General features: G+C 70.8%; 19 protein-coding genes. 5 read left to right on the plus strand and 14 right to left on the minus strand.

Features of this window, described 5'->3' with window-relative positions; translation table 11 throughout:
• Window positions 1–5: 5 nt before the first annotated feature.
• The 7 genes from AC31A1_RS02840 to AC31A1_RS02870 form a co-directional block, all read right to left on the minus strand.
• Window positions 6–1,145, minus strand: coding sequence for an acyl-CoA dehydrogenase family protein (locus AC31A1_RS02840; RefSeq protein ID WP_489651641.1), 1,140 nt, complete (start codon window positions 1,143–1,145; stop codon window positions 6–8).
• Entirely contained in the window at window positions 1,142–2,113 is a 972-nt protein-coding gene (locus AC31A1_RS02845) for an acyl-CoA dehydrogenase family protein (protein WP_489651642.1), read from the minus strand. The genes AC31A1_RS02840 and AC31A1_RS02845 overlap by 4 nt, the downstream gene beginning before the upstream one ends.
• 2 nt (window positions 2,114–2,115) lie before the next feature.
• The gene (locus AC31A1_RS02850; protein WP_489651643.1) at window positions 2,116–2,916 is read right to left on the minus strand and encodes an enoyl-CoA hydratase/isomerase family protein; all 801 of its coding nucleotides are present in this window, start codon (window positions 2,914–2,916) and stop codon (window positions 2,116–2,118) included.
• Between the two features lie 82 nt (window positions 2,917–2,998).
• Window positions 2,999–3,754, minus strand: coding sequence for a FadR/GntR family transcriptional regulator (locus AC31A1_RS02855; RefSeq protein WP_489651644.1), 756 nt, complete (start codon window positions 3,752–3,754; stop codon window positions 2,999–3,001).
• Window positions 3,755–3,913: 159 nt separating this feature from the next.
• Complete coding sequence (locus AC31A1_RS02860; RefSeq protein ID WP_489651645.1) at window positions 3,914–4,681, minus strand: SDR family NAD(P)-dependent oxidoreductase; 768 nt, start codon at window positions 4,679–4,681, stop codon at window positions 3,914–3,916.
• Window positions 4,682–5,848, minus strand: coding sequence for an acyl-CoA dehydrogenase family protein (locus tag AC31A1_RS02865; RefSeq protein WP_489651646.1), 1,167 nt, complete (start codon window positions 5,846–5,848; stop codon window positions 4,682–4,684).
• 46 nt (window positions 5,849–5,894) lie between these two features.
• Window positions 5,895–6,512: an HAD family hydrolase gene (locus tag AC31A1_RS02870; RefSeq protein WP_489651647.1), complete on the minus strand. Its 618-nt coding sequence runs from the start codon at window positions 6,510–6,512 to the stop codon at window positions 5,895–5,897.
• A gap of 118 nt (window positions 6,513–6,630) precedes the next feature.
• On the opposite strand from AC31A1_RS02870, the gene AC31A1_RS02875 reads away from it, so the two are divergent.
• The 3 genes from AC31A1_RS02875 (at window position 6,631) to AC31A1_RS02885 (ending at window position 9,900) form a co-directional block, all read left to right on the plus strand.
• Window positions 6,631–7,011, plus strand: coding sequence for a DoxX family protein (locus AC31A1_RS02875; protein WP_489651648.1), 381 nt, complete (start codon window positions 6,631–6,633; stop codon window positions 7,009–7,011).
• Complete coding sequence (locus AC31A1_RS02880; protein WP_489651649.1) at window positions 7,008–7,475, plus strand: peroxiredoxin; 468 nt, start codon at window positions 7,008–7,010, stop codon at window positions 7,473–7,475. The genes AC31A1_RS02875 and AC31A1_RS02880 overlap by 4 nt, the downstream gene beginning before the upstream one ends.
• Window positions 7,476–7,539: 64 nt before the next feature.
• Complete coding sequence (locus AC31A1_RS02885; protein WP_489651650.1) at window positions 7,540–9,900, plus strand: SpoIIE family protein phosphatase; 2,361 nt, start codon at window positions 7,540–7,542, stop codon at window positions 9,898–9,900.
• A gap of 22 nt (window positions 9,901–9,922) precedes the next feature.
• Here the strand turns inward: AC31A1_RS02885 and AC31A1_RS02890 are convergent, their stop codons facing one another.
• Both AC31A1_RS02890 and AC31A1_RS02895 read right to left on the minus strand, forming a co-directional pair.
• The gene (locus tag AC31A1_RS02890; protein ID WP_489651651.1) at window positions 9,923–10,357 is read right to left on the minus strand and encodes a cupin domain-containing protein; all 435 of its coding nucleotides are present in this window, start codon (window positions 10,355–10,357) and stop codon (window positions 9,923–9,925) included.
• A 133-nt stretch (window positions 10,358–10,490) separates the two neighbouring features.
• On the minus strand, window positions 10,491–11,321 hold the full coding sequence (locus tag AC31A1_RS02895) for an aldo/keto reductase (protein WP_489651652.1): 831 nt from the start codon (window positions 11,319–11,321) through the stop codon (window positions 10,491–10,493).
• A gap of 175 nt (window positions 11,322–11,496) precedes the next feature.
• On the opposite strand from AC31A1_RS02895, the gene AC31A1_RS02900 reads away from it, so the two are divergent.
• Window positions 11,497–12,477 carry a TauD/TfdA dioxygenase family protein gene (locus AC31A1_RS02900; protein ID WP_489651653.1) on the plus strand — a complete coding sequence of 327 codons (981 nt, stop codon included), beginning with the start codon at window positions 11,497–11,499 and terminating at the stop codon, window positions 12,475–12,477.
• Window positions 12,478–12,485: 8 nt separating this feature from the next.
• Here AC31A1_RS02900 and AC31A1_RS02905 read toward each other — a convergent pair whose 3' ends face one another.
• A complete protein-coding gene (locus AC31A1_RS02905; RefSeq protein WP_489651654.1) occupies window positions 12,486–13,514 on the minus strand; it encodes an LLM class flavin-dependent oxidoreductase in 1,029 nt (342 codons plus the stop codon).
• A gap of 72 nt (window positions 13,515–13,586) precedes the next feature.
• Window positions 13,587–15,092 carry a metallophosphoesterase family protein gene (locus AC31A1_RS02910; protein ID WP_489651655.1) on the minus strand — a complete coding sequence of 502 codons (1,506 nt, stop codon included), beginning with the start codon at window positions 15,090–15,092 and terminating at the stop codon, window positions 13,587–13,589.
• Window positions 15,093–15,181: 89 nt separating this feature from the next.
• On the opposite strand from AC31A1_RS02910, the gene AC31A1_RS02915 reads away from it, so the two are divergent.
• Window positions 15,182–17,470 (plus strand): zinc-dependent metalloprotease, encoded by a 2,289-nt coding sequence (locus AC31A1_RS02915; protein ID WP_489651656.1) that lies wholly within the window; start codon window positions 15,182–15,184, stop codon window positions 17,468–17,470.
• 70 nt (window positions 17,471–17,540) lie between these two features.
• On the opposite strand, the gene AC31A1_RS02920 is transcribed toward AC31A1_RS02915, so the two are convergent.
• The 3 genes from AC31A1_RS02920 to AC31A1_RS02930 form a co-directional block, all read right to left on the minus strand.
• A complete protein-coding gene (locus AC31A1_RS02920; protein ID WP_489651657.1) occupies window positions 17,541–18,614 on the minus strand; it encodes an MHYT domain-containing protein in 1,074 nt (357 codons plus the stop codon).
• Window positions 18,615–18,768: 154 nt separating this feature from the next.
• Window positions 18,769–18,951: an antitoxin gene (locus tag AC31A1_RS02925; protein WP_489651658.1), complete on the minus strand. Its 183-nt coding sequence runs from the start codon at window positions 18,949–18,951 to the stop codon at window positions 18,769–18,771.
• Between the two features lie 81 nt (window positions 18,952–19,032).
• A complete protein-coding gene (locus tag AC31A1_RS02930; protein WP_489651659.1) occupies window positions 19,033–20,277 on the minus strand; it encodes an MFS transporter in 1,245 nt (414 codons plus the stop codon).
• Window positions 20,278–20,308 lie beyond the last annotated feature (31 nt).

Consider the following 20,308-nt stretch of genomic DNA (forward strand, 5'->3'; position numbering starts at 1 on the left):
CAGGGCTAGCCGTTCGAGGGGAGATGCAGGATCCGCTTGGCGATGATGTTCCGCTGGATCTGGGAGGTGCCGCCGTAGACGGAGGCCGCACGGGAGTACAGGTAGTCGCCGAACAACTCGGCGCCCTCTCCGCAGAGTTCGTCCGGGAAGACCTCAAGTGCCGTGTCGTAGAGCCGCTGTTCGGTCCTCGTCATCAGCAGTTTGTCCACGGACGACTCCGGGCCGGCGACCTGCCCGGCGAGACGTTCGGCGGTGCGGCGGCGAGCGTGCGCCACCAGGACCTCGTAGTCCACGACACACCGGCCGATCCGGGACAACAGCCCGTCGGGCAGGCTGTGTCGGTGCTCGGCGGCGTGCCGCCGCAGCCGTTCGACGAGCAGCCCGTACTTCGAGATGTGCCCGGTGTCGAGGGCGTTGCGCTCGTACGACACCGTCGTCATCGCCAGCGCCCAGCCGACGCCCTCGGCGCCGATGCGTTCGGACTCCTCGATGCGGACGTCGTCCAGGAACAGCTCGCAGAACTCGTCGTCGCCGTTGGCCGCGCGCAGCGGTCGGACCGTCACGCCGGGTCGGTCCAGGGGCAGCACGAACGCCGAGATCGACTTGTGGGCCGGTGCAGCACGGTCGGTGCGGGCCAGCAGCAGGCACAGGCCGGAGTACTGGGCGTAGCTCGTCCAGAGCTTCTGCCCGCGCACTGTGTAGTGCTCGTCGTGCCGTTCGGCGAAGGTGCTCATGCCCGCCAGGTCCGAACCGGCACCCGGCTCACTGAAGCCCTGGCACCACACCTCGTCACCGGCCAACATACGCGGCAGGAACCGGAGTCGCTGTTCCTCCGAGCCGAACTCCAGTAGCGCGTGGGCGAGATAGCCGATCCGGGGGACGCCCGGGGCCCGGCAGGCGCCGAGTTCGTCACTGATCGCCACCTGGTGCAGCGCCGTGAGGCCCCGGCCGCCGTAGCGCTCCGGGACGTCGAGGCCGACCCAGCCGCCCGAGTGCAGCGAACGGTGCCAGCGGCGCAGGAAGACCGGCACCGGTTCGCCCGACTCACGCTCGGGGAGGGAGTGTTCGGCCAGCCAGGCACGGAACTCCCGCCGCAGCCGGTCCAGATCGGCCGGGTCGCCGAAGTCCAGCGGGGTGTCGGTCATCGCGTCACCTCCGGTACGGCCAGCGCGGCGAGCAGTTCGTCCGTCGTGGCGAGCAGCGTCGCGCCCAGGCGCACCTTGCGCAGATACAGGTGCGCGATGTGCTCCCACGTCTGGGCGATACCGCCGAAGACCTGCATCCCCGCGTAAACCGCCTCCAGCGCCGAGGAGTTGACCTCCGCCTTGGCGACACGTGCCGCCGTCAGGGCGCGCTCCGGCGGCTCGTTGTCGAGACACCAGGCCGCGTACCGCGTGACGCTGGTGCACGCCTCCACCAGGACGGTCGCGTCCGCGAGGAGATGCTGTACGGCCTGGAAGGAGCCGATCGCCTGTCCGTACTGGCGGCGGACGCGGGCGTATGCGACCGCCTGCTCCACGAATGAGCCTGCCGCGCCGACCAGTTCGGCCGTCACGACGACAAGTGCGTAGGCCTCCCAACGGAGTTGGTCCGGCGGGTCGAGATGGCCGACGACCTTCACGGGAGCATCCGACGGCACCGCCCGCACCGATCGCACGAGGTCAGTGCTCGGCGCCGCCGGGCCCAACTCGGTCCGGGTGACCGCCCCTTCGGCGGTGACGCAGAACGCGCTGTCGGCTCCCTCGCTGTCCCAGGCGACGAGATCTGTCGGGGCCCGCCCGGGGAAGCGGAGTTCGCGGGTGAGCGCGATGGTGGGCGCTGACTGCGAGGTGTCGTCGCCCAGCAGGCGGAGCAGCTCGGGGGCGAGCAGGACCGTGCCGAGCAGGGACGTCGTGAGCGGGTGGCGGCCGTGTTCCTCCGCGAGCAGCGCGCACTCCTGGGCGGTCGCCAAGGGAGGAGAGGTGCGCCGTAGATCCGCCAAACCCATGTCGTCCAGAGCCTGTTGGGCGGCCGTCCGGGTCGACGGCTTCACCTCGTCCGCCGATGTCACGCCGAACCGGGTTGCGAGTGAGCGCACCATGTCGCGGACCAGGACGAACTCATCGCGGTCCACGCTCAGTTCTCCTCAGGGGGGTTGGCGCGCCGTTTGGCGCGGGCCGCGAGTTCGGTGATGATGCGGATGTGGTCCGGGCTGGTCATCGTGGCCCGCTCGGCCATCAGCGCGGCTTCCATGCCGCCGCGTGACACCTGCTCGACGACCGCCGCGAGGGCCAGCTTGGTGGCGCGGAGGGCCTCGGCGGGCTGGGCCGCGAGCCGGTGGGCCAGGGCGAGTGCCTCGCGCATGAGGTCGTCGGGCGGGACCGTGCGGTTGGCGAGGCCGAGTTCGACCGCCTTGGGGGCGGGGATACGGTCGCCGGTGAAGAGGTACTCCTTGACGCGCAGCAGGCTGGTGAGCATCGGCCACAGGGTGACCCCGCCGTCGCCGGCCACCAGGCCCACCGAGATGTGCGGGTCCGCGAAGTAGGCGTCCTCGGAGATCAGCACCAGGTCGCAGGCCAGGGCGAGGCTGCAACCCAGGCCCACCGCGGGGCCGTTGACGGCTGCGATCACCGGCAGAGGGAAGCGGATCATCTCGGTCTGGATGGTGCGGTCGAGGCGGATCGACCGCTCCCGCAGCTCCGGGTCGGTGTGGTGCCGTAGGAGATGGTCGAAGTCCCCGCCGGCACTGAACGCGCGGCCCGCGCCCGTGAGGACGACGGCCCGGGCCTTGGTGTCGTCCGCGAGTTCGCGCCACACCTCCGAGAGGCGTCGGTGCAGTTCCTCGGACACGCCGTTCAGCCGGTCGGGGCGGTTCAGGGTGACGATGCGGACGTCTCCGTCGGCGGCCACGGTCAGCACGGGAGTCACCTTGCTCATACCGGGATGGTATTAAAGGTCAGACCGATACTGTCAATGGTGTTGCACGAAGAAGAGAATCACATTCTCGCGTTCGGTCAGGTCAGTTCTCGGGATCTGCGAGTTCCACGCCGTCCCGGCGGTCCACCTCGGCGGCGGCGCGGGCGAAGCCGCACACATGGCGCGTCATCCGGCGCATCGCCGCCTCACTGTCGCGGTCCCGGATTGCCTCGGTGATCCGGGCATGCGCGCGGGCGGTGAGCTTGCGGATGTCCGCGTCCATGAACTGCTCGATGTTGGTGGCAGCGTGGATCGACTGCGAGAGAGCGCTCATGAACCCGATGAGAAGTTCGTTCTCGCCGGCCCTCGCCACGGCGTTGTGCCAGCGGATGTTGGCGCGCAGGAAGCGCTGGATGTCCTCGCCCGCCACGACGAGGTCCGTGTGGGCGTCGTCCAGTTCCACGAGGTCGGCGTCCGTGTGGCGCCTGGCCGCCAGTGCCGCGCACGCGGGCTCGATCGCCTCCCGGGTCTCGTGCAGGTCCTCAAGCCGGATCCGCTGCCCCCGGATCACCAGCCGCACGGTGTTCGCGAGGGATTCGCGCCCTGGCCGGTGCACGAAGGCGCCGCCCCCGCGCCCCGGCCTGATCTCCAGCAGCCGCTCGACCTCCAGGATGCGCAGCGCCTCGCGCACAGTCGCCCGGCTCAGCCCGGTCTGCTCGACCAGTTGCCGTTCCGGCGGCAGCGCGGTGCCCTCCGTGAACTCCCCGGAGAGAATCCGCTCGCGCACCTCCGCCGCCAGTACATCCGACGCCTTCGGGACGGTGAGCGTGTCGAAGCGCGGCCGGGGCTCACCGGCCACAGCGCGTCCCCGAAGGGTGCGGGGAGGGTGCTCGGCGCTCTGCACAGGTTCAGGCCTCTCGTCGGAAGCCGCGCTCTTCGGCCTCTTTGGCTGAACCATTCAACACAGCACGCGCGCCGGCTGTCACATCACCGTGCCGCGCGGCACGCACGTCGTCCGTCACATGACCATGCCGCCGTCCACCGGCAGGACCTGCCCGGTGATGAAGGAGGCGGCGTCCGAGGCGAGGAACACGAAACTGCCCGCGATCTCCGCCGGCTCGGCCCACCGGCCCAGCGGGATGCGGGCGAGCATCTGGGCCGAGAACTTCTCGTTGGTGCGGATGGTCTCCGTCATGGGCGTGGCCGCCAGCGGCGCGAGGGCGTTGACCAGTACTCGCCGGCGCGCCAGTTCGCGGGCGAGGGACTTCGTCAGGCCGATGATCCCCGCCTTGGCGGCCGAGTAGTTGACCTGCCCGAGCGTGCCGACCAGGCCCGCGGACGAGGTGACGTTGATGATCCGCCCCGTGCCGTCGTCGGGCAGGAACGGCAGCGCGGCCTGCGCGCAGTGGAAGGTGCCCATCACATGGATGTCGAGGACGCGCCGGAACGCCTCCTCCTCCAGCTTGTCGAACATGGCCGGGGCGATGACCCCGGCGTTGTTCACGAGGATGTGCAGCGTCCCGTCCGCGAGCGCCGCCGCGCGTGCCACCGCCGCGTCGGCGGCGGAGCGGTCCCGTACGTCGAGTGCGGCGCTGTCCGCCGTCAGGCCCGCGGCGTCGATCTTCCCCGCGGCGGCCGCGGCGGCCGACTCGTCGACGTCGGTCACCAGCACCGAGGCACCCGCGCGCGCCAGGGCCTCGGCGACCGCGGAACCGATGCCGCCCCCGGCGCCGGTGACCAGCGCCGACCGGCCCGTGAGGTCGAACAGTCCTGTGCTGTCGGTCATTCAGTAGCTCCTCGGGAGTCCCAGCGTGTGTGATCCCAGGTAGTTCAGGATCATTTCCTGACTGATCGGCGCGATGCGCATGAGGCGGGCCTCGCGGAAGTAGCGGGACACGCCGTACTCCTCCGAGTAGCCCATGCCGCCGTGGGTCTGCAGGGCCCGGTCGGCGGCCGTGAACCCGGCGTCGGCGCACAGGTACTTGGCGGTGTTCGCCTCCCGCCCGCAGGGCCTCCCGTTGTCGTACAGCCACGTCGCTTTGCGCAGGACGAGTTCGGCGGCGTCGAGGTGGGCCAGGGAGTCCGCGAGGGGGAACTGGATGGCCTGGTTCATGCCGATCGGGCGGCCGAAGACGACGCGCTCCTTGCCGTACTGGACGGCCTTGTCGAGCGAGGCCCGGCCGATGCCGAGGGCCTCCGCCGCGATCAGCATGCGCTCGGGGTTGAGTCCGTCGAGGAGGTAGCGGAAGCCCTGGCCCTCCTCGCCGACGCGGTCCTCGGCCGGGATGCGCAGGTCGTCGATGAAGAGTTCGTTCGAGGTGACGGCGTTGCGGCCCATCTTCGGGATCGGGCGGACGTCGATCCGGTCGCGGTCGATGTTCGTCAGGAACAGGGTCATCCCGTCGGTCTTCTTGGCGACCTCGTCGGGCTTGCTGGTGCGGGTCAGCAGCAGGATCTTCTCCGACTCCATGGCCTTGGAGATCCACACCTTGCGGCCGTTGACGACGTAGTGGTCGCCGTCCCGTCGTGCGTACGTCGTGATGCTCGCGGTGTCGAGTCCCGCGCCGGGTTCGGTGACGCCGAAACAGACGTGCAGGTCGCCGGTGGCGATGCGCGGGAGTGTGCGGCGCTTCAGCTCCTCGGAGCCGTGCACCACCACCGGATGCATGCCGAAGATCGAGAGATGGATCGCGCTGGCCGCGTTCATCCCGCCGCCCGACCGGGCCACCTCTTCCAGCAGCAGGCTGGCCTCGGTGATGCCGAGGCCGTGGCCGCCGTACGCCTCCGGGATCGTGATCCCGAGCCAGCCGCCGCTCGCGACGGTCTCGTAGAACTCCGTCGGGAACTCGTGCGCCTGGTCCTTCCGCATCCAGTACTGGTCGTCGAAGTCGCGCAGCAGTCCGGCGACGGACTTGCGGATCGTTTCCTGGTCCTCGGTCAGCTCAAAGTCCATGGAATGTGGACCCTTCTCCGGTTCCGGCTGCGAAACATATCAAAGGTCAGACCGAAACAGTAGGGTCCAGGTGTGCGTTGATCCGCGCGACCGTGCCGGCGTTGTCCTCGAAGAGGTGCGCCCGCATCCCCGCGGTGCGGGCGGCCTCGACATGGGGAGCGAAGTCGTCGACGAACAGGCAGTCGCCGGGCCGTACTTGGAGCCGGGCGCAGGTGATGGCGAAGGCCCTGGGGTCGGGCTTGCGGACGCCGATCTCGTGCGAGTAGACGATCTCGTCGACCAGCCGGTCGAAGCCGTACGCCGCCGTCTCCAGTTCGCGGGCGCCCACGAAGCTGTTGCTGAGGATGCCCAGCCGGCAGTGCGGGCGCAGCCCCGCCACGCAGTCGATGAACTCGGTGTTCGGGGCGCCCAGGTACTCCTCCCACAGGTCCGCCATGAAGGACTCGGTGTCCACCGGGCCGAGTCCCAGCCGGGCGGCCACCTGCTCGCTCACCTCGTTCTCGGTGATGGTCCCGATCTCTCCGGCCTCCCAGACGTCGGCCAGGCGTCGGTCCGAGGTACCCGGCGGGAGGCCGAGGCGCTCGTCCCAGCGGGTGAGCCAGCCGGTCGGGGGCGAGAGTTCCAGGACACCGCCGATGTCGAGGATCAGACAGCGCGCGTTCATGCGGGTTCCTCTCGTTCGTCTCCGCACGACCGTCGGGCCTCACCTTTGGACAAGGTCAACCGTCACCGCTCTTCTACCGTGGAGTAACATCGCGCGGCAGGCCATCAGAGGAGGAACCGTGCCACGGTCCGAACGCTCGTCGCTGCTGCTCGCCGGTCTGCTGGCGACCGCGGGGGTCGCCCATCTCGCCTCGCCGAAACAGTTCGACGCGACGATCCCGCGCGCCCTGCCGGGGTCGCCCCGGACCTGGACGTACGCGAGCGGTGTCGTCGAACTGGCGCTGGCGGCGGGGATCGCGGTGCCGCGTACCCGGCGTACGGCCGCGCTGGCCGCGGCGGGTTACTTCGTGGGCGTGTTCCCCGCCAACGTGAAGATGGCGCTGGACTGGCGGGACCGGCCGACCCCGCAGAAAGCGGCGGCCTACGGGCGGCTGCCGTTGCAGGTGCCCCTCGTACTGTGGGCACGCAATGTCGCGAAGAATGGGGAGGGACGGTCATGACAGGACGCCTGAACGTCGGTGACAAGGTCGAGGACTTCACGCTGCCGGACGAGACCGGCGCCGAGCGCGGCCTCACGGAACTGCTCGCCGAGGGCCCGGTGGTGCTGTTCTTCTATCCGGCCGCCCTGTCCGCCGGCTGCACCGCCGAGGCCTGCCACTTCCGGGACCTGGCCGCCGAGTTCGCGGCCGTCGGCGCGCGGCCCGTGGGCATCAGCGGCGACTCCGTCGACAAGCAGCAGGAGTTCGCCGGGAAGCACACCCTCGGCATGCCGCTGCTCTCGGACGCCGACGGGACGATCCGGGAGCGGTTCGGGGTGAAGCGCGGGTTCTCGCTCGCGCCCACCAAGCGGGCCACCTTCGTCATCGGCGAGGACCGCACGATCCTGGAGGTCGTCTCCAGCGAACTGCGGATGAACACCCACGCCGACCGCGCCCTCGCCGCCCTCCGCGCCCACCGGAAGTGACACAGGGGCCACAAATGCCGTAGCGCGGTTGTTGCGGCGCGGTATAGGGACCATCCTGGACGATATGGAGCAGGTCTCCGCCACGGCGGTCATCAATGCCCGAGGCATCGTGACGGGGTGGAGCGACGGTGCCCGGACACTGACGGGATACCCGGCCGAGGAGGCCGTGGGCCGGCCGGTGGCGGCACTGCTCGCCGAACCTCCCTCCACCACGGCCCTGGCCGCGCTGACGGGAACCTTGGTCCTACGACACCGGGACGGAACCCCGCTCCCGCTCACCGTGCGGGCCCTCCCCATACTCGGCGCGGACGGCGCACCGGACGGATACGTCCTCACCGTCGAACCCCTCAGCGAACCCGAATCTGCACCCGCACCCGCACCCACCTTGGCCGAGCAGGCCTTCCAGCAGGCGTCGATGTCGCTCTCCGTCTTCGACACCGAGCAGCGCTACCTCCGCCTCAACGACGTCGCCTGCCGGGTGATGGGAGTCCCTGAGGACGTTCTGATCGGCCGGTTCTTCCCGGAGAGCGTCGAGGACGCCGAGCACAGCCGGAGCTTCCTGGCCAACCTGCGCCTGGTCGCCGAGACGGGCAGGCCGCTCCGCTACAACAGCTGGGCGGGCGCTCCCGCCCTGAACCGGGAGCACGCCTGGAGCATCGAGATGTGGCCCCTCAAGGGCGACTCCGGCGGGGTGACCGCGGTCGCCCTCGCGGCGTTCGACAGCACCGAGCAGTACCTCGCCCAGCAGCGGCTGGCCCTGCTGAACGAGGCGGCGGCCGGCATCGGCACCACCCTCGACGTGGTCCGCACCGCCGAGGAACTGGTGGAGATCCTCGTGCCGCGCTACGCCGACTTCGCCAGCGTGGACCTGCTCCCGTGGGTGCTCGGCGCGGACGAACCGCCGCCGGCCCCGGACGGCGAGATCGTGCTGCGGCGCGTGGCCCACGGCTCCGTCACCGAGGGCGCGCCGGACGCCGCGGTACCCCTGGGGCAGGCGGACTTCTACCCACCCTTCTCGCCGCCCGTGCGGGCCCTGCGCGAGGGACGTGCGGTGCGCAGTCAGGCCGGTGAACCCGACTTCGTCCGCTGGGTCGACGACCGCAACGCCCGCTCCCCCGAAGGGATTCGGCACCGCAAGGGCGTCCACTCGATGATCGCCGTGCCGTTGCGGGCTAGGTGCACCACGCTCGGCGTCGCGGTGGGCGTCCGCATGGCCCACCCGGACGACTACGCGGCCGACGACGCCGTCCTCGCCGAGGAGTTGGCCAGCCGGGCCGCCGTCTGCATCGACAACGCGCGCCGCTTCGCCCGCGAGCGCTCCACCGCACTCGCCCTCCAGAACAGCCTGCTGCCAAGGGACTTGCCCGGGCAGGCGGCGGTCGAGGTGGCCCACCGCTATCGGCCCTCGGGGTCGCTCGCGGGCATCGGCGGCGACTGGTTCGACGTGATCCCGCTGTCCGGCAGCCGCGTCGCCCTGGTCGTCGGCGACGTCGTCGGCCACGGCATCCCGTCCTCGGCGACCATGGGCCGCCTCTGCACGGCCGTCCGCACCCTCGCCGACGTGGACCTGCCGCCCGACGAACTCCTCACCCACCTCGACGACTTGGTCACCCACCTCGCGACGGACGACACCGGCGACGAGGTCGCGGAACTCGGCGCCACCTGCCTCTACGCCGTCTACGACCCGGTCTCGCGCCGCCTCACGATGGCCGCCGCCGGACATCCACCGCCGGCCGTCGTCCTGCCCGACGGGACCGCGAGCCTCGTCCCCCTGACCGCGGGACCACCGCTCGGCGTCGGCGGACTCCCTTTCGAGGCAGTGGAGTTGGACCTGCCCGCGGGAGCCACCGTCGCCCTGTACACGGACGGCCTGATCGAGGACCGCGACCGCGACGTCGACCACGCCACCGCCGAACTCTGCCGCGCGCTCACCGCGTCCGCCGAGTCGCTCGACGCGCTGTGCGACTCGGTGCTGAAGGCCGTGATGCCGGAAGAGCCCAGCGACGACGTGGCCCTGCTGCTGGTGCGCACCCGGGCACTGGGCGCCGACCGGGTCGCCACCTGGGACATCGAACCCGACCCCGCCCACGTGGCCGGCGCCCGGCAGGCCGCCACCGAGCAACTCACCGCCTGGGGACTGGACGAGGAGTCCTTCGTCACCGAACTCGTCGTCAGCGAACTCGTCACCAACGCCATCCGGTACGGCGAACCGCCCATCCAGCTCCGCCTGATCCGCGACCGTGCCCTCATCTGCGAGGTCTCCGACGGGAGTTCGACCTCACCGCACCTGCGCCGCGCCCACGCCTACGACGAGGGCGGACGCGGACTCCTCCTCGTCGCCCAGCTCACCCAGCGCTGGGGCAGCCGGCAGACCGGCAGCGGCAAGACCATCTGGGCCGAACAGCCGTTGCCGCCGTCGGACTGACCGGACAACTCGCTCGGACCGCTTACTCGAAGGGGCACCCGGGATTCGGCGCGTCCTCCGAGAACGGTGATCCGTGCGGGAGGACGTACAGCACGTCGAGGACGAGAGGGACGTTCCCCAGATTGCGGCCGATGTGCACATTGCCCGAACCGGCCGGTTCCTGGATGGGGCTGCCCGCCCGGTACACGCCGTCGGAGGCGCAGCCGGCGTCGAAGTGGCTGAGCGTGCCCTGCTTGACGATGCCGTACAGGGGGCCGTCGTGGTAGTGCCAGCCGGTGGCCTGGCCGGGCGGAATGGTGATCTCGCGCAGGGTGTAGTCGGTGTCGCCGATCGTGGTCTGGCTGATCAGCCGGGCGGTGACTCCGGGGCCTGCCGGGGTCGCCTGGGCGGCGGTGCCGACCAGCAGAGCGGCGGCGGCCACCGACCCGGTCACGGCGGTACGGAACGCGGTGCGCATACAAGAACCTTCCGATGAGATCCTGAGCATCCGCCGTGAACATAGAGGCAGGGAAGGCGAGTTGGGGGCAGAAACGCCGACTTCCACCCCCTGGACTCTCAGACTTCCGGAAGTCCCGGAGCTCCCCGGACTCTCAGAACTCCTCGTGCGTCTCCGGGTCCCCGCCCAGCCGCTGCGGCGTGTGGTCGGCGATGGCGGCCAGTTGGGCCGGGCCGAGTTCGAAGCCGAAGATGTCGAGGTTCGCGCGCTGCCGGTCGGGATCCGCCGACTTGGGGATCGGGACGGCCCCGAGCTGGGTGTGCCAGCGCAGCACCACCTGCGCCGGTGTCACACCGAAGGCCTCGGCGACCGTCACCACGGCGGGGTCGTTCAGCAGCTCGGAACCGCGCCCGAGAGGACTCCAGCTCTCCGTGAGAACACCCTTCTCGGTGTCGAAAGCGCGCAGTTCGTCGTGCGGGAACAGCGGGTGCAGCTCGATCTGGTTGACGGAGGGCAGGACGCCGGTCTCCTTCTCCAGCTGCTCGATGTGCCCGGGAGTGAAGTTCGAGACGCCGATCGACCGGACGAGACCGTCCTCGCGGAGTTTGATCATCGCCTTCCAGGAATCGACGAACTTGCCGACCCGGGGGAGCGGCCAGTGGATCAGATACAGGTCCACGTACTCCACGCCGAGCCGCGCCCGGGACTCCTCGAAGGAGGCGAGGGTCTCCTCGTAGCCGTGGTGGCGGCCCGGCAGTTTCGTCGTCACGAGGATCTCCTCGCGCGGTACGCCGCTGCGGGCGATGCCACGGCCGACGCCGGTCTCGTTGCGGTAGTTCGTCGCCGTGTCCACCAGGCGATAGCCCATGCGCAACGCACCGGCGACAGCCTCCTCGGCCGTCGCGTCGTCCATCGGCCAGGTGCCCAGACCGATGGCGGGGATCTTCGTTCCGTCGTTGAGCGTGTGCGTCGGGATGCTGATCACGGTCTGACCTTCCCTTGACTGTGCGGTACACCAAGTATGGGCGACCGCGACCCCTGTCGCCCCGCGCGGGGATCGCTGACACGATCTTCCTTGGAACCGGTACGACCTGGGTACGGACCCGGTAGGGGGACCTGGCACGGACGACCGGCCGGGCACGTAGAACGACGGAGCGGGCATGACGACGGACAGCAGCGGAGCGACGACGGACGAGGCGGTGCGCGTGGACGGCATGGAGGTGCGGCCGGCTTCCGGGCACATCGGGGCCGAGATCACCGGTGTCGACCTGGCCGGTGAACTCGACGACGCCGTGGTCGCCGCGATCCGGACGGCGGTGCTGCGCTGGAAGGTCGTGTTCTTCCGCGGGCAACGGCTCGACCACACCGGGCATGTCGCGTTCGCGCGCCGCTTCGGGGAACCGGTCGTGCTCGGGCGGCGCGGCAGCGCGTCACCGGCCGGCTTCCCCGAGGTCGAAACGACCGCCGACCGGCTGGAGTTGGGCGGCCGGTTCGGCATGGAGCACGAGGAGTGGCTGGAGCGACGCAGGCACACACTCCTGCGCGGCTGGCACTGCGACCACGGTGCCCGCGTCGACCCGCCCGCCGCGACGATCCTCCGCGCGGAGACCGTCCCGCCGTACGGCGGCGACACCACCTGGTCGAATCTGGCGGCCGCGTACGCCGGACTGTCGCAGCCGGTGAGGGAGTTCGTGGACGGACTGCGGGCCGAGCACCGGCTCGGCGTCGGCTATCAGCCGCGCCCCGGCGACGACGCGTACGTCCGTCACCTCCTGGACCACCAGGTCGCCTCGGTGCACCCGCTGGTACGGGTGCACCCCGAGACGGGGGAGCGGGTGCTGTTCGTCAACGGCTACTACCTGGAGCAGATCACCGACGTCTCCCGCGCGGAGAGCGCCGCGATCCTGGAGATGCTGCTCGCGCAGGCGACCCGGCCCGAGTACACGGTCCGGTTCCGCTGGGAGCCGGGCAGCGTGGCCTTCTGGGACAACCGGGCCACCATCCACCTCGCCCCCAGCGACAACGCCCACCTCGGCTTCCCGCGGACCATGCACCGCGTGATGCTCACCGGCGACATACCGGTCGGCGTCAACGGCAAGCCGTCCGAACCGATCGTCGGCACCGAGCCGGGCCGCTGGTGACACGGAAGTCAGACGGTGGGCTTCCACCCGAGCGCCGGCCCCAGCTTTGTCGCCATGTCGGTCAGGATCTGTACGTAGTCCTCGTGCTCGAAGGTGAACGGCAGCGCGAACGCCACCTCGTCGATCTCCCTGAACGCGGCGTGCGCGTGCAGGAGTTCGGCGATCTCGTCGGAGGTGCCGACGATGTCCGGCGCGAACATCAGCCGGGCCGGGCCCTGCGGTGACGTCGTACGGGGAGTGCGCTTGCGGGCGAAATCCTCGTACTTCGCGCGCTGTTCGGGCGACGCGGAGTCGGTCGGGACGACCACCAGGCCCTGGGAGACGCGGGCGGCCTCGCCGTCGGGGTGGTGGGCGCGGAACGTGCGGATGTGGGAGAGCTGGATCTCGGCGAAGTCCCTTGACTCGTCCGGCCCTTCGGCCTTGACGACACTGCTCGTCAGGAAGTTCATCCCGTGCTCGCCCGCCCATGTCGCCGACCCCGCGCTGCCGCCGCCGTACCAGAGGCGACGCCCCAGCCCGGGGGAGTGCGGCTGCACCCGGTCCGAGAACACCTCGAAACCCTCGACCCCGCTGAAGTCGGTGGCCGGTTCGCCGCGCACGAAGTCCAGGAGGCGGCGCACCCGCTCGTAGCTGAAGTCCTCGACGTCGGCGGTGTCGGGGTACAGCGCCTCCTTGAGCTGGTCGAAGTGCATCGGCGGGCCGACGCTGACGCCCGGGTTGATCCGGCCCCCGGACAGGATGTCGACGGTCGCCAGGTCCTCCGCCAGCCGCAGCGGGTTCTCCCAGCCGAGCGGGATCACCGCCGTGCCGAGTTCGATACGGCTGGTGCGCTGCGAGGCCGCCGCCATGACGGCGACGGGGGAGGAGATGCCGTACTGGAGGTGCCGGTGGCGCAGCCACGCGCTGTCGAAGCCCAGGCGCTCGCCCAGTTCGATGATCTCCAGCGTGGACTCGTGGCCACGGCGCGGATCGGCCTCGTCGAAGAGGCCGATCGTGAGGAAGCCCAGCTTCCGCAGCGGGCGTGAGGTGGGCGGCACGGGCTCCTCCGGCGGTCGTACGTCAGTTCTGTTCTGTCCTGATTGTGACAGGCGAACATTGCGCGCGTGTGATCAGTTCAGCGGGATGGCGATCTCGTCCTCGACCGGCGGGTCCATCTCCTGGGCGCGGTTGCCGGTGGCCGCGAAACAGCGCAGGCGGATCGCCTCCGGGGTCACGTCCAGCCGCAGGAAGCACTTGAAGAACGGCGGACTGTACGTCACCGAGCTGGGCGAGAAGAGCTGCGTGTAGATCTTGCGCACCGGGAGGCGGAAGCGCGAGCGGCGGTCGGGACGGCCCCCGGCGCCCAGCAGGCTCGCGACCAGGCGGACGCGGCGGGTGATCCGGACGGGCGGGCCCGGGGCGCGGGTCGGCGGGATACCGAGGCGCTCGCAGATCACGGCCGACGCCTCGGCCTCGGTCAGGGTGAAGAAGCGGCGCAGGTGCAGTCGGCGCCCGTACAGCCTGCTGTAGAAGGCGAGGGAGTCGCCACGCAGCGGATAGCAGCGGAAGTCCTGCTCGCCGACGTTCGCGATGTCGACGCGCGGCACGGTGTGGGTCGCGTGCATGAACGCGCCGCCGCCGCCCGAGACCACGTACTGGAGTGTGCGGCCGTCCGCCAACTGGACCGGATAGCGCTGGTAGTTGTGGATGTCGCCGCCGATCGCGGCGACGAAGCGGTGGGCCGGATCGCTGACGATGTCGTCGACCGTGCCGCCGCCCTCGATCGCGCAGGGGTGGTGCTCACCGTCGACGTACAGCGGCGAACCGGTGATGAGGATCTTCGGAGTGGGCCCCTTCGCCACCTCACGCAGCCAGGCGCCCTGTTCGGCGTCGATCGTGCCCAACAGGCCCGTGTCGATACCGATGATGCGCACCGGACCCGCGTCGATCGCCCAGTACGGGCCCGGCTGCACGGCCTGTTGGACCGGTGAGGAACGCAACTCCCGTGCCTTGTCCAGGCGTTCGCCGTCGGACGGGCTGGGGCGGTGCCACAGCAGCGAGCGCCACCAGGCACGTGTCAGCGGGCGCGGCGCCTTCGGTGCGGGCAGCGCCGGCGCGTCGTCGCAGAAGACGCGCATGAAACCGCCGAGACCCTCGTACCAGTCGTGGTTGCCGGGTATCGCGTAGATCGGCGCCGGATAGGCCTGGTACGGGCGGAAGAACTTCGTCTCGTAGTCGTCCGCAGCGCCGACGGGATAGATGACATCACTGGCGACGACCGCGAAGGCCGTTTCCTGACTGGCCTTCAGAAAGCCCGGCACAACGGCGTATTGGGGATCGTCGCCCTCGCCCGTGTCACCGATGACCATGAAGGAGAAGGTGTCGGGATCGTCGCGCCGGATCACCTTGTCGGCGGGAGCGCCGGCGGCGGCGCGCTGGGCCACCCAACGGCTGCGGGTGGGGCCGGTCGGGTCCCCGAACCAGGAGGCCAACACGCCGTTGCGCGCGGCCCACAGAGTCTTCGGGCTGAGCCACGAGACCTTCTCGACATGGGACGGCATGAGCTGCTGATACGCGCCGCGCTCCGCGGTGCCCCAACCGGCGCCTTCGGGAGTATCGCGTGAAGATTCAGACACCGGTGAACGGTAACAACGAGCCAGCGCGGTACGAGAGGCAGGGGCCTGGCAACATCAACTCGACGATGCTCAACCGAAAGGCCCCCCGCATGCCCGGCGAAGCCGACTTCATCGACCTGGTCCCCGACCCCGAACTCCGTTCGGACCGGCTGCTGTTGGGCATCCGTCACTTCGACGAACCCTTCCTCCTCTCCGTCTCCCTCTCCCAGGGCCTGGGCTCCAGCGAGCTCTGGCTGGACCGGGGGAAGGCGGGCCGGACCTGGCTCGCGGAGTTCCGCCGGGTCGGCGACCGGGTCCTGTTCGCCGTCCGCAACAAGCACTTCCTGACCTCCGGCGACGCGGCCGCCATGCGGGCCGGGGACGAGTCGTTCGCGCTGTCCGTGCTGTGGAGCGGTCCCGTGCTGCGCGAGGAGAACGGCGCGGCGGTCGTCGACGCCACCGGGCTCGTCGTCGCCGACCACGACGCGATCGCCGAGCATCTGCACGCCCGCGAGCAGGGCGACTACACGATCGACGCGTCCACGAGCCTCCCGCTGGTCGCCGACAGCCGCACCGGACCCACCGCCGTCCGGCTGCCCGCGCTGCTCACCTTTCGGGGCCCCGGCCGGGGACCGGCGGTCCGGGCCGTCGCCGCCGACCCGCGCGCCCTCACCGTCGTCCAGCAGCTGAACCTGCTGCGGCTGCCCGCGTCCCCGCTGCCGGTACGGCGCTACCACCCCGCCTCGGGCGGCTATGCCATCGGCTACGCCGACCACGGCCTCGTCGGCCGGGCGAGCACTCAGGTCAAGCTCCAGCCCCGCTTCCGCGCGGAACCCGGCGGCGCCCCGATCGTCTTCCAGATCGACCCGGCCGTCCCCGAACCCTTCCGCTCGGCGGTCGTCGAGGGCGGCAACTGGTGGCAGCGGGCCTTCGCCCGGATCGGACTCCCCGACGCCTACCGGGTCGAGCCCGGCGGTGACGGCTTCGACCCGTACGCCTCCGACGTCAACGGGGTGGTCTGGGTGCACCGGGCGGGCCGCGGCTGGTCCCTCGGCCAGGGCCTGACCGACCCCCGCACCGGCGAGATCCTGCACGCCCGGGTACGGCTCGGCTCCCAGCGCGTCGAACAGGTCCGCGCCCTCGGCGAGGCCCTCCTCGCACCCTACGGCCGCCCGGACGAGGCCGAACGGCTCGCCGCCGTCGAGGAGTTGGTGCTCGCCCGGCTGCGTCAGCTCGCCGCGCACGAGATCGGCCACGCGCTCGGCTTCATGCACAACTTCGCCAGTACGGGACACCCCGAGCCGTCCGTCATGGACTACCCGCACGCGCGGATCGGCGTCACGGAAGAGGGCGACCTGGACCTGTCCGCCGCGTACGGCACGGGACTCGGGCCGTGGGACCACTTCCTGGTCGCGCACGGCTACGGCCGGTTCGGTGAAGGCGCGGAGGAGACCGCGCTCGCCCAACTGCGCGCCGACGCGGCCGAGTCGGGCCTGATCTATCTCTCCGACGAGGACGCCCAGGGTCCGAACGCGGCGCACGCCGACGCCGTGACGTGGGTCAGCGGGCCGGACGCCCTCCAGGCGCTGGAGACGATGCTGCGGGTCCGCCGTATCGCACTGGACGGCTTCTCCCGCGGGGTACTGCCGCCCGACCGGCAGACCGGCGAACTGGAGGAACGGGCCGTCCTGTTGCACCTCCTGCACCGGCACGAGGTGACGGCCGTGGCCCGGCTGGTGGGCGGGGTGCGCTACGCGTACGGCCTCGCGGGCGAGGCCGGCCGGGGCGCGCAGGCCGTCGACGCGGCCACCCAGCACACGGCGCTGACCCGACTCGCCGAACTGCTCCACGCCGAGCAACTCGCCCTGCCCGGCTCGGTGTTGGACATCCTCACCCCGCCCGCGATCCGCTACGGCCGGACGGATCAGTACCTCGACACGGCTGCCGGGCGGGTCTTCGACCCCTTCGAGGCCGCACGGGTCGCGGCCGCGCTGGTCACGGAGCAGCTGCTGGACCCGGCCCGGCTCAACAGGGTGGCCTGGCAGCATGCCGCCGACCCGGCGGCGCCCGGTGTCACCGACCTCGTCGACGCGCTCCTCGCCGCCACCTGGCGTCGTACTGACCCGGTACCCGCCGAACTGCCCGGCGGGACCGCCGTACAACACGCGGCGGACTGGACCCTCCTGAACCACCTGCTGACACTGCTCGACGACACGGCTCTCCACGCACCGGTACGCATGTCGCTGCGCGGTGCCGCGCGACGGCTAGGGACGGAGCTGCGGTGCCAGGGCGACGAACAGGCGCGTGAGGCGGGCGAGTTGATCCGGGCGTTCCTCGCCGACGCCGGGTCGGTGCGGGTCGACCCACTGCCCCGGGTGCCGCCGGGCGCGCCCAACTGAGCCAGCTGTAGGGCCACGTGACGGCTACGGCGGTCGCCGGCTCAAGTCGGGCCGTGGCGGGCGGTGTCGGTCACCACTCCCCGGGACGCTGCGGTGTGCCGTACGGGTCCGGGCGGCCGCCCGCGGGAGCGGCCGGAGTGTTGTGGGCGCCGCGGGGATTCGGCGGCGAAGGGATGGCGGGGCTGCCGTACGAGGCCTGTCGGTTCGGCGTCGGGCCGACGGGGTTTCTGCGGGTGTACCGGCTCCGGCTCCGGCGGCTGCCCGGTGGAGCGGGTGGGCTCTCCGACCCGCCAGGTCGGCCGACCGCCGGGCGGCCCGCCGTGTCGAAGAGGGAGTCGGGGCGCTGGGCAGCCTGCTTGCCGCCGGTGTCCGGGCCCACCGGATGGCGGACGAAGGAGCGGTCCCAGTCGCCCTCGCCCATCACCAGCAGCGGGTCGAACATCACGACGACCCCGGCCAGCAGCAGGAAGATCGCCGGTCCCAACAGCATGGGAAGCAGAATGGAGTTGGCGGAGTCGCCCGTCCACGCCCCGCCGGTCCCGTGCAGATGGACGCTCACGGCGGCCATGCCCGTGTAGTGCATCCCGGAGACGGCCACGCCCATCACCAGGCTGGCGCCCAGGCTCGCCAGGAAGCCGCGGATGGAGACGGCCGCCCACAGGGCCGCCGTCGCGGCGACGATCGCGATCACCACGGAGAGCACGACCGTACTGGTCCGGTACTCGATGTCGCCGTTCAACTTCAGGGCCGCCATGCCCAGATAGTGCATGGCGGCGACTCCTAACCCGGTGATGACGCCGGCCGCGGAGAGCGTGCCGGGGGTCGCGCCGCGGTAGCCCACGGCGAAGACGCCGATGCCGACCACGACGATCGCCACGGCCAGACTCAGCGCCGTGAGGCCGATGTCGTAGCCGATCCGGGTCTCCTCGACCTGGAAGCCCATCATCGCGATGAAGTGCATCGTCCAGATGCCGCTGCCGATCGACGTCGCGCCGAGCGCGAGCCAACCCGCTTTCCACGACTGCTTGTTGTGCAGGGACCGCACCACGCAGCGCAGTCCCAGAGCCCCTCCCAGGCTGGCCATCAGATAGGCGGCCACCGGGGTCACCGCACCGTAGCGGAACCCGTCGATCGTGCCTTGCATGAGCCAACTCCCCCCAGAGTTGTGGCTTCTTGTGAGGGGAGTATGTATGGATCAGGGCCCAGGGACGCAACCCTTTCACGCCGATAGCCGGTTAACTCTGCGCTTCCGGTGGATCACTCCGGCCACATCGAGGTCGATACGGGGACAGAAGCGGTCAGGGCTGTTGCGGCTTCTCGCGGTCGATGAAGTCGTTGGCCTTGTCCTGCGCCATGTCGACCTGCTTGGCGTGCTTGCCGCCCGTGCGCTCGTCGACCATGTCTCCCGCCCGGTCCACCCCTTCCTTGGCCTTGTCCGAGTGCTGGCCCAGCATTCCCTTGACCTTGTCCATGATCGACATGGCTGTCCTCCTTCGGACGTGCGTTGGCCCTCCCAGCATCCCCCCGCTTTCCTCATGCCGCATTTCGGGTGATTCCTGGGTTCAGGCGCGTACGAGCGGCTCGACCCCGTCGGTGTCGCGGGCCTCCCGGGTGCGGGACACGGCGAGCAGGAGTGCCTGGAGGACCGCTCCGGACAGGCCCACCCCCAGGGCGAACCGGTAGCCGACCCGGTCGGCGAGGAGGCCGCCCAGGGGGGCGCCGACCGCGACCATGCCCCAGTTGAACGAGCGGATCGTGGCGTTCATCCGTCCCCGCAGCCGCTCGGGCGTGACCGCCTGGCGATAGCTCATCTCGACCGGGCTTTCGAGCGAGATGGCGCCCGAGACCACGAAGAAGGCCAGCGACACCGAGACCAGGGCCCACGGTCCCCGCTGGGCGAGGACCAGCGGCAGCCAGCCGACGGCGGCGACGAGACGGCCCACGATCAGGACGGCGCCGACGTCGAACCTCCGCGCCGCCCGTGCGGAGAACGCGCCGCCGAGCACTCCGCCGAGGCCCGCGCAGGCGTACGTCACGCCCAGGCCGAAGTCCCCGATCCTGAGGTCACGCAGCGCGAAGACCACGAAGACCGTACTGACGACGGTGTTGAAGAGGAGCATCAGGTGCGAGGTCAGCGCGATGGACGCCAGGGTCCGGTGGCGGTAGACCCAGGCCGTCCCCTCGCGCAGTTCGCTGAGCAGACCGCGCCGCCGGCCGCGATCGGGAACCGGGTCGTGGGCCCGTACCGAGGCCAGCAGCAGGCCGGACACCAGATAACTGACGGCGTCCACGAGCACGGCCAGCGGCGCGCCGACCAGCTTGATCAGCACTCCGGCGATCAGTGGCCCGGTCGACCCGGCCGCCGTGTCGGCCTGCCCCACCCGGGCATAGCCCGCGTTGAGGAGTTCCTTGGGGACCAGCTGCGGGACGTAGGAGTGGTTGGCCGCGTCGAAGAACAGGCAGAGCACCCCGAAGGCGAAGACACACGCGCACAGCGCGGCGATGCCGAGCCGGTCCATCGCGTACAGGAGCGGGATCGCGCCGAGGAGGACGGCTCTGCCGAGATCCATGGCCACCATGACCGGCCTGCGCCGGCAGCGGTCCACCAGCACCCCGGCCACGAGCCCGAAGAGCAGATAGGGCGCCCAGCGGGCCGCGTTGACCAGACCCACCTCCGTGGCGGAGGCGCTCAACGTGACGGCGGTGAGGATCTGCAGTGCCAGCCCGGAGATCTGCGAGCCGAACGACGAGATCGCGGAGGCGGTCCAGAAGCGTACGTACCCAGGAACGTCCACCAGGCGCGGCATGATCGGATCGTAGCAAGTGACCCTTCGGCCA

The sequence above is a fragment of the Streptomyces sp. P5F9 genome (assembly GCF_057961495.1).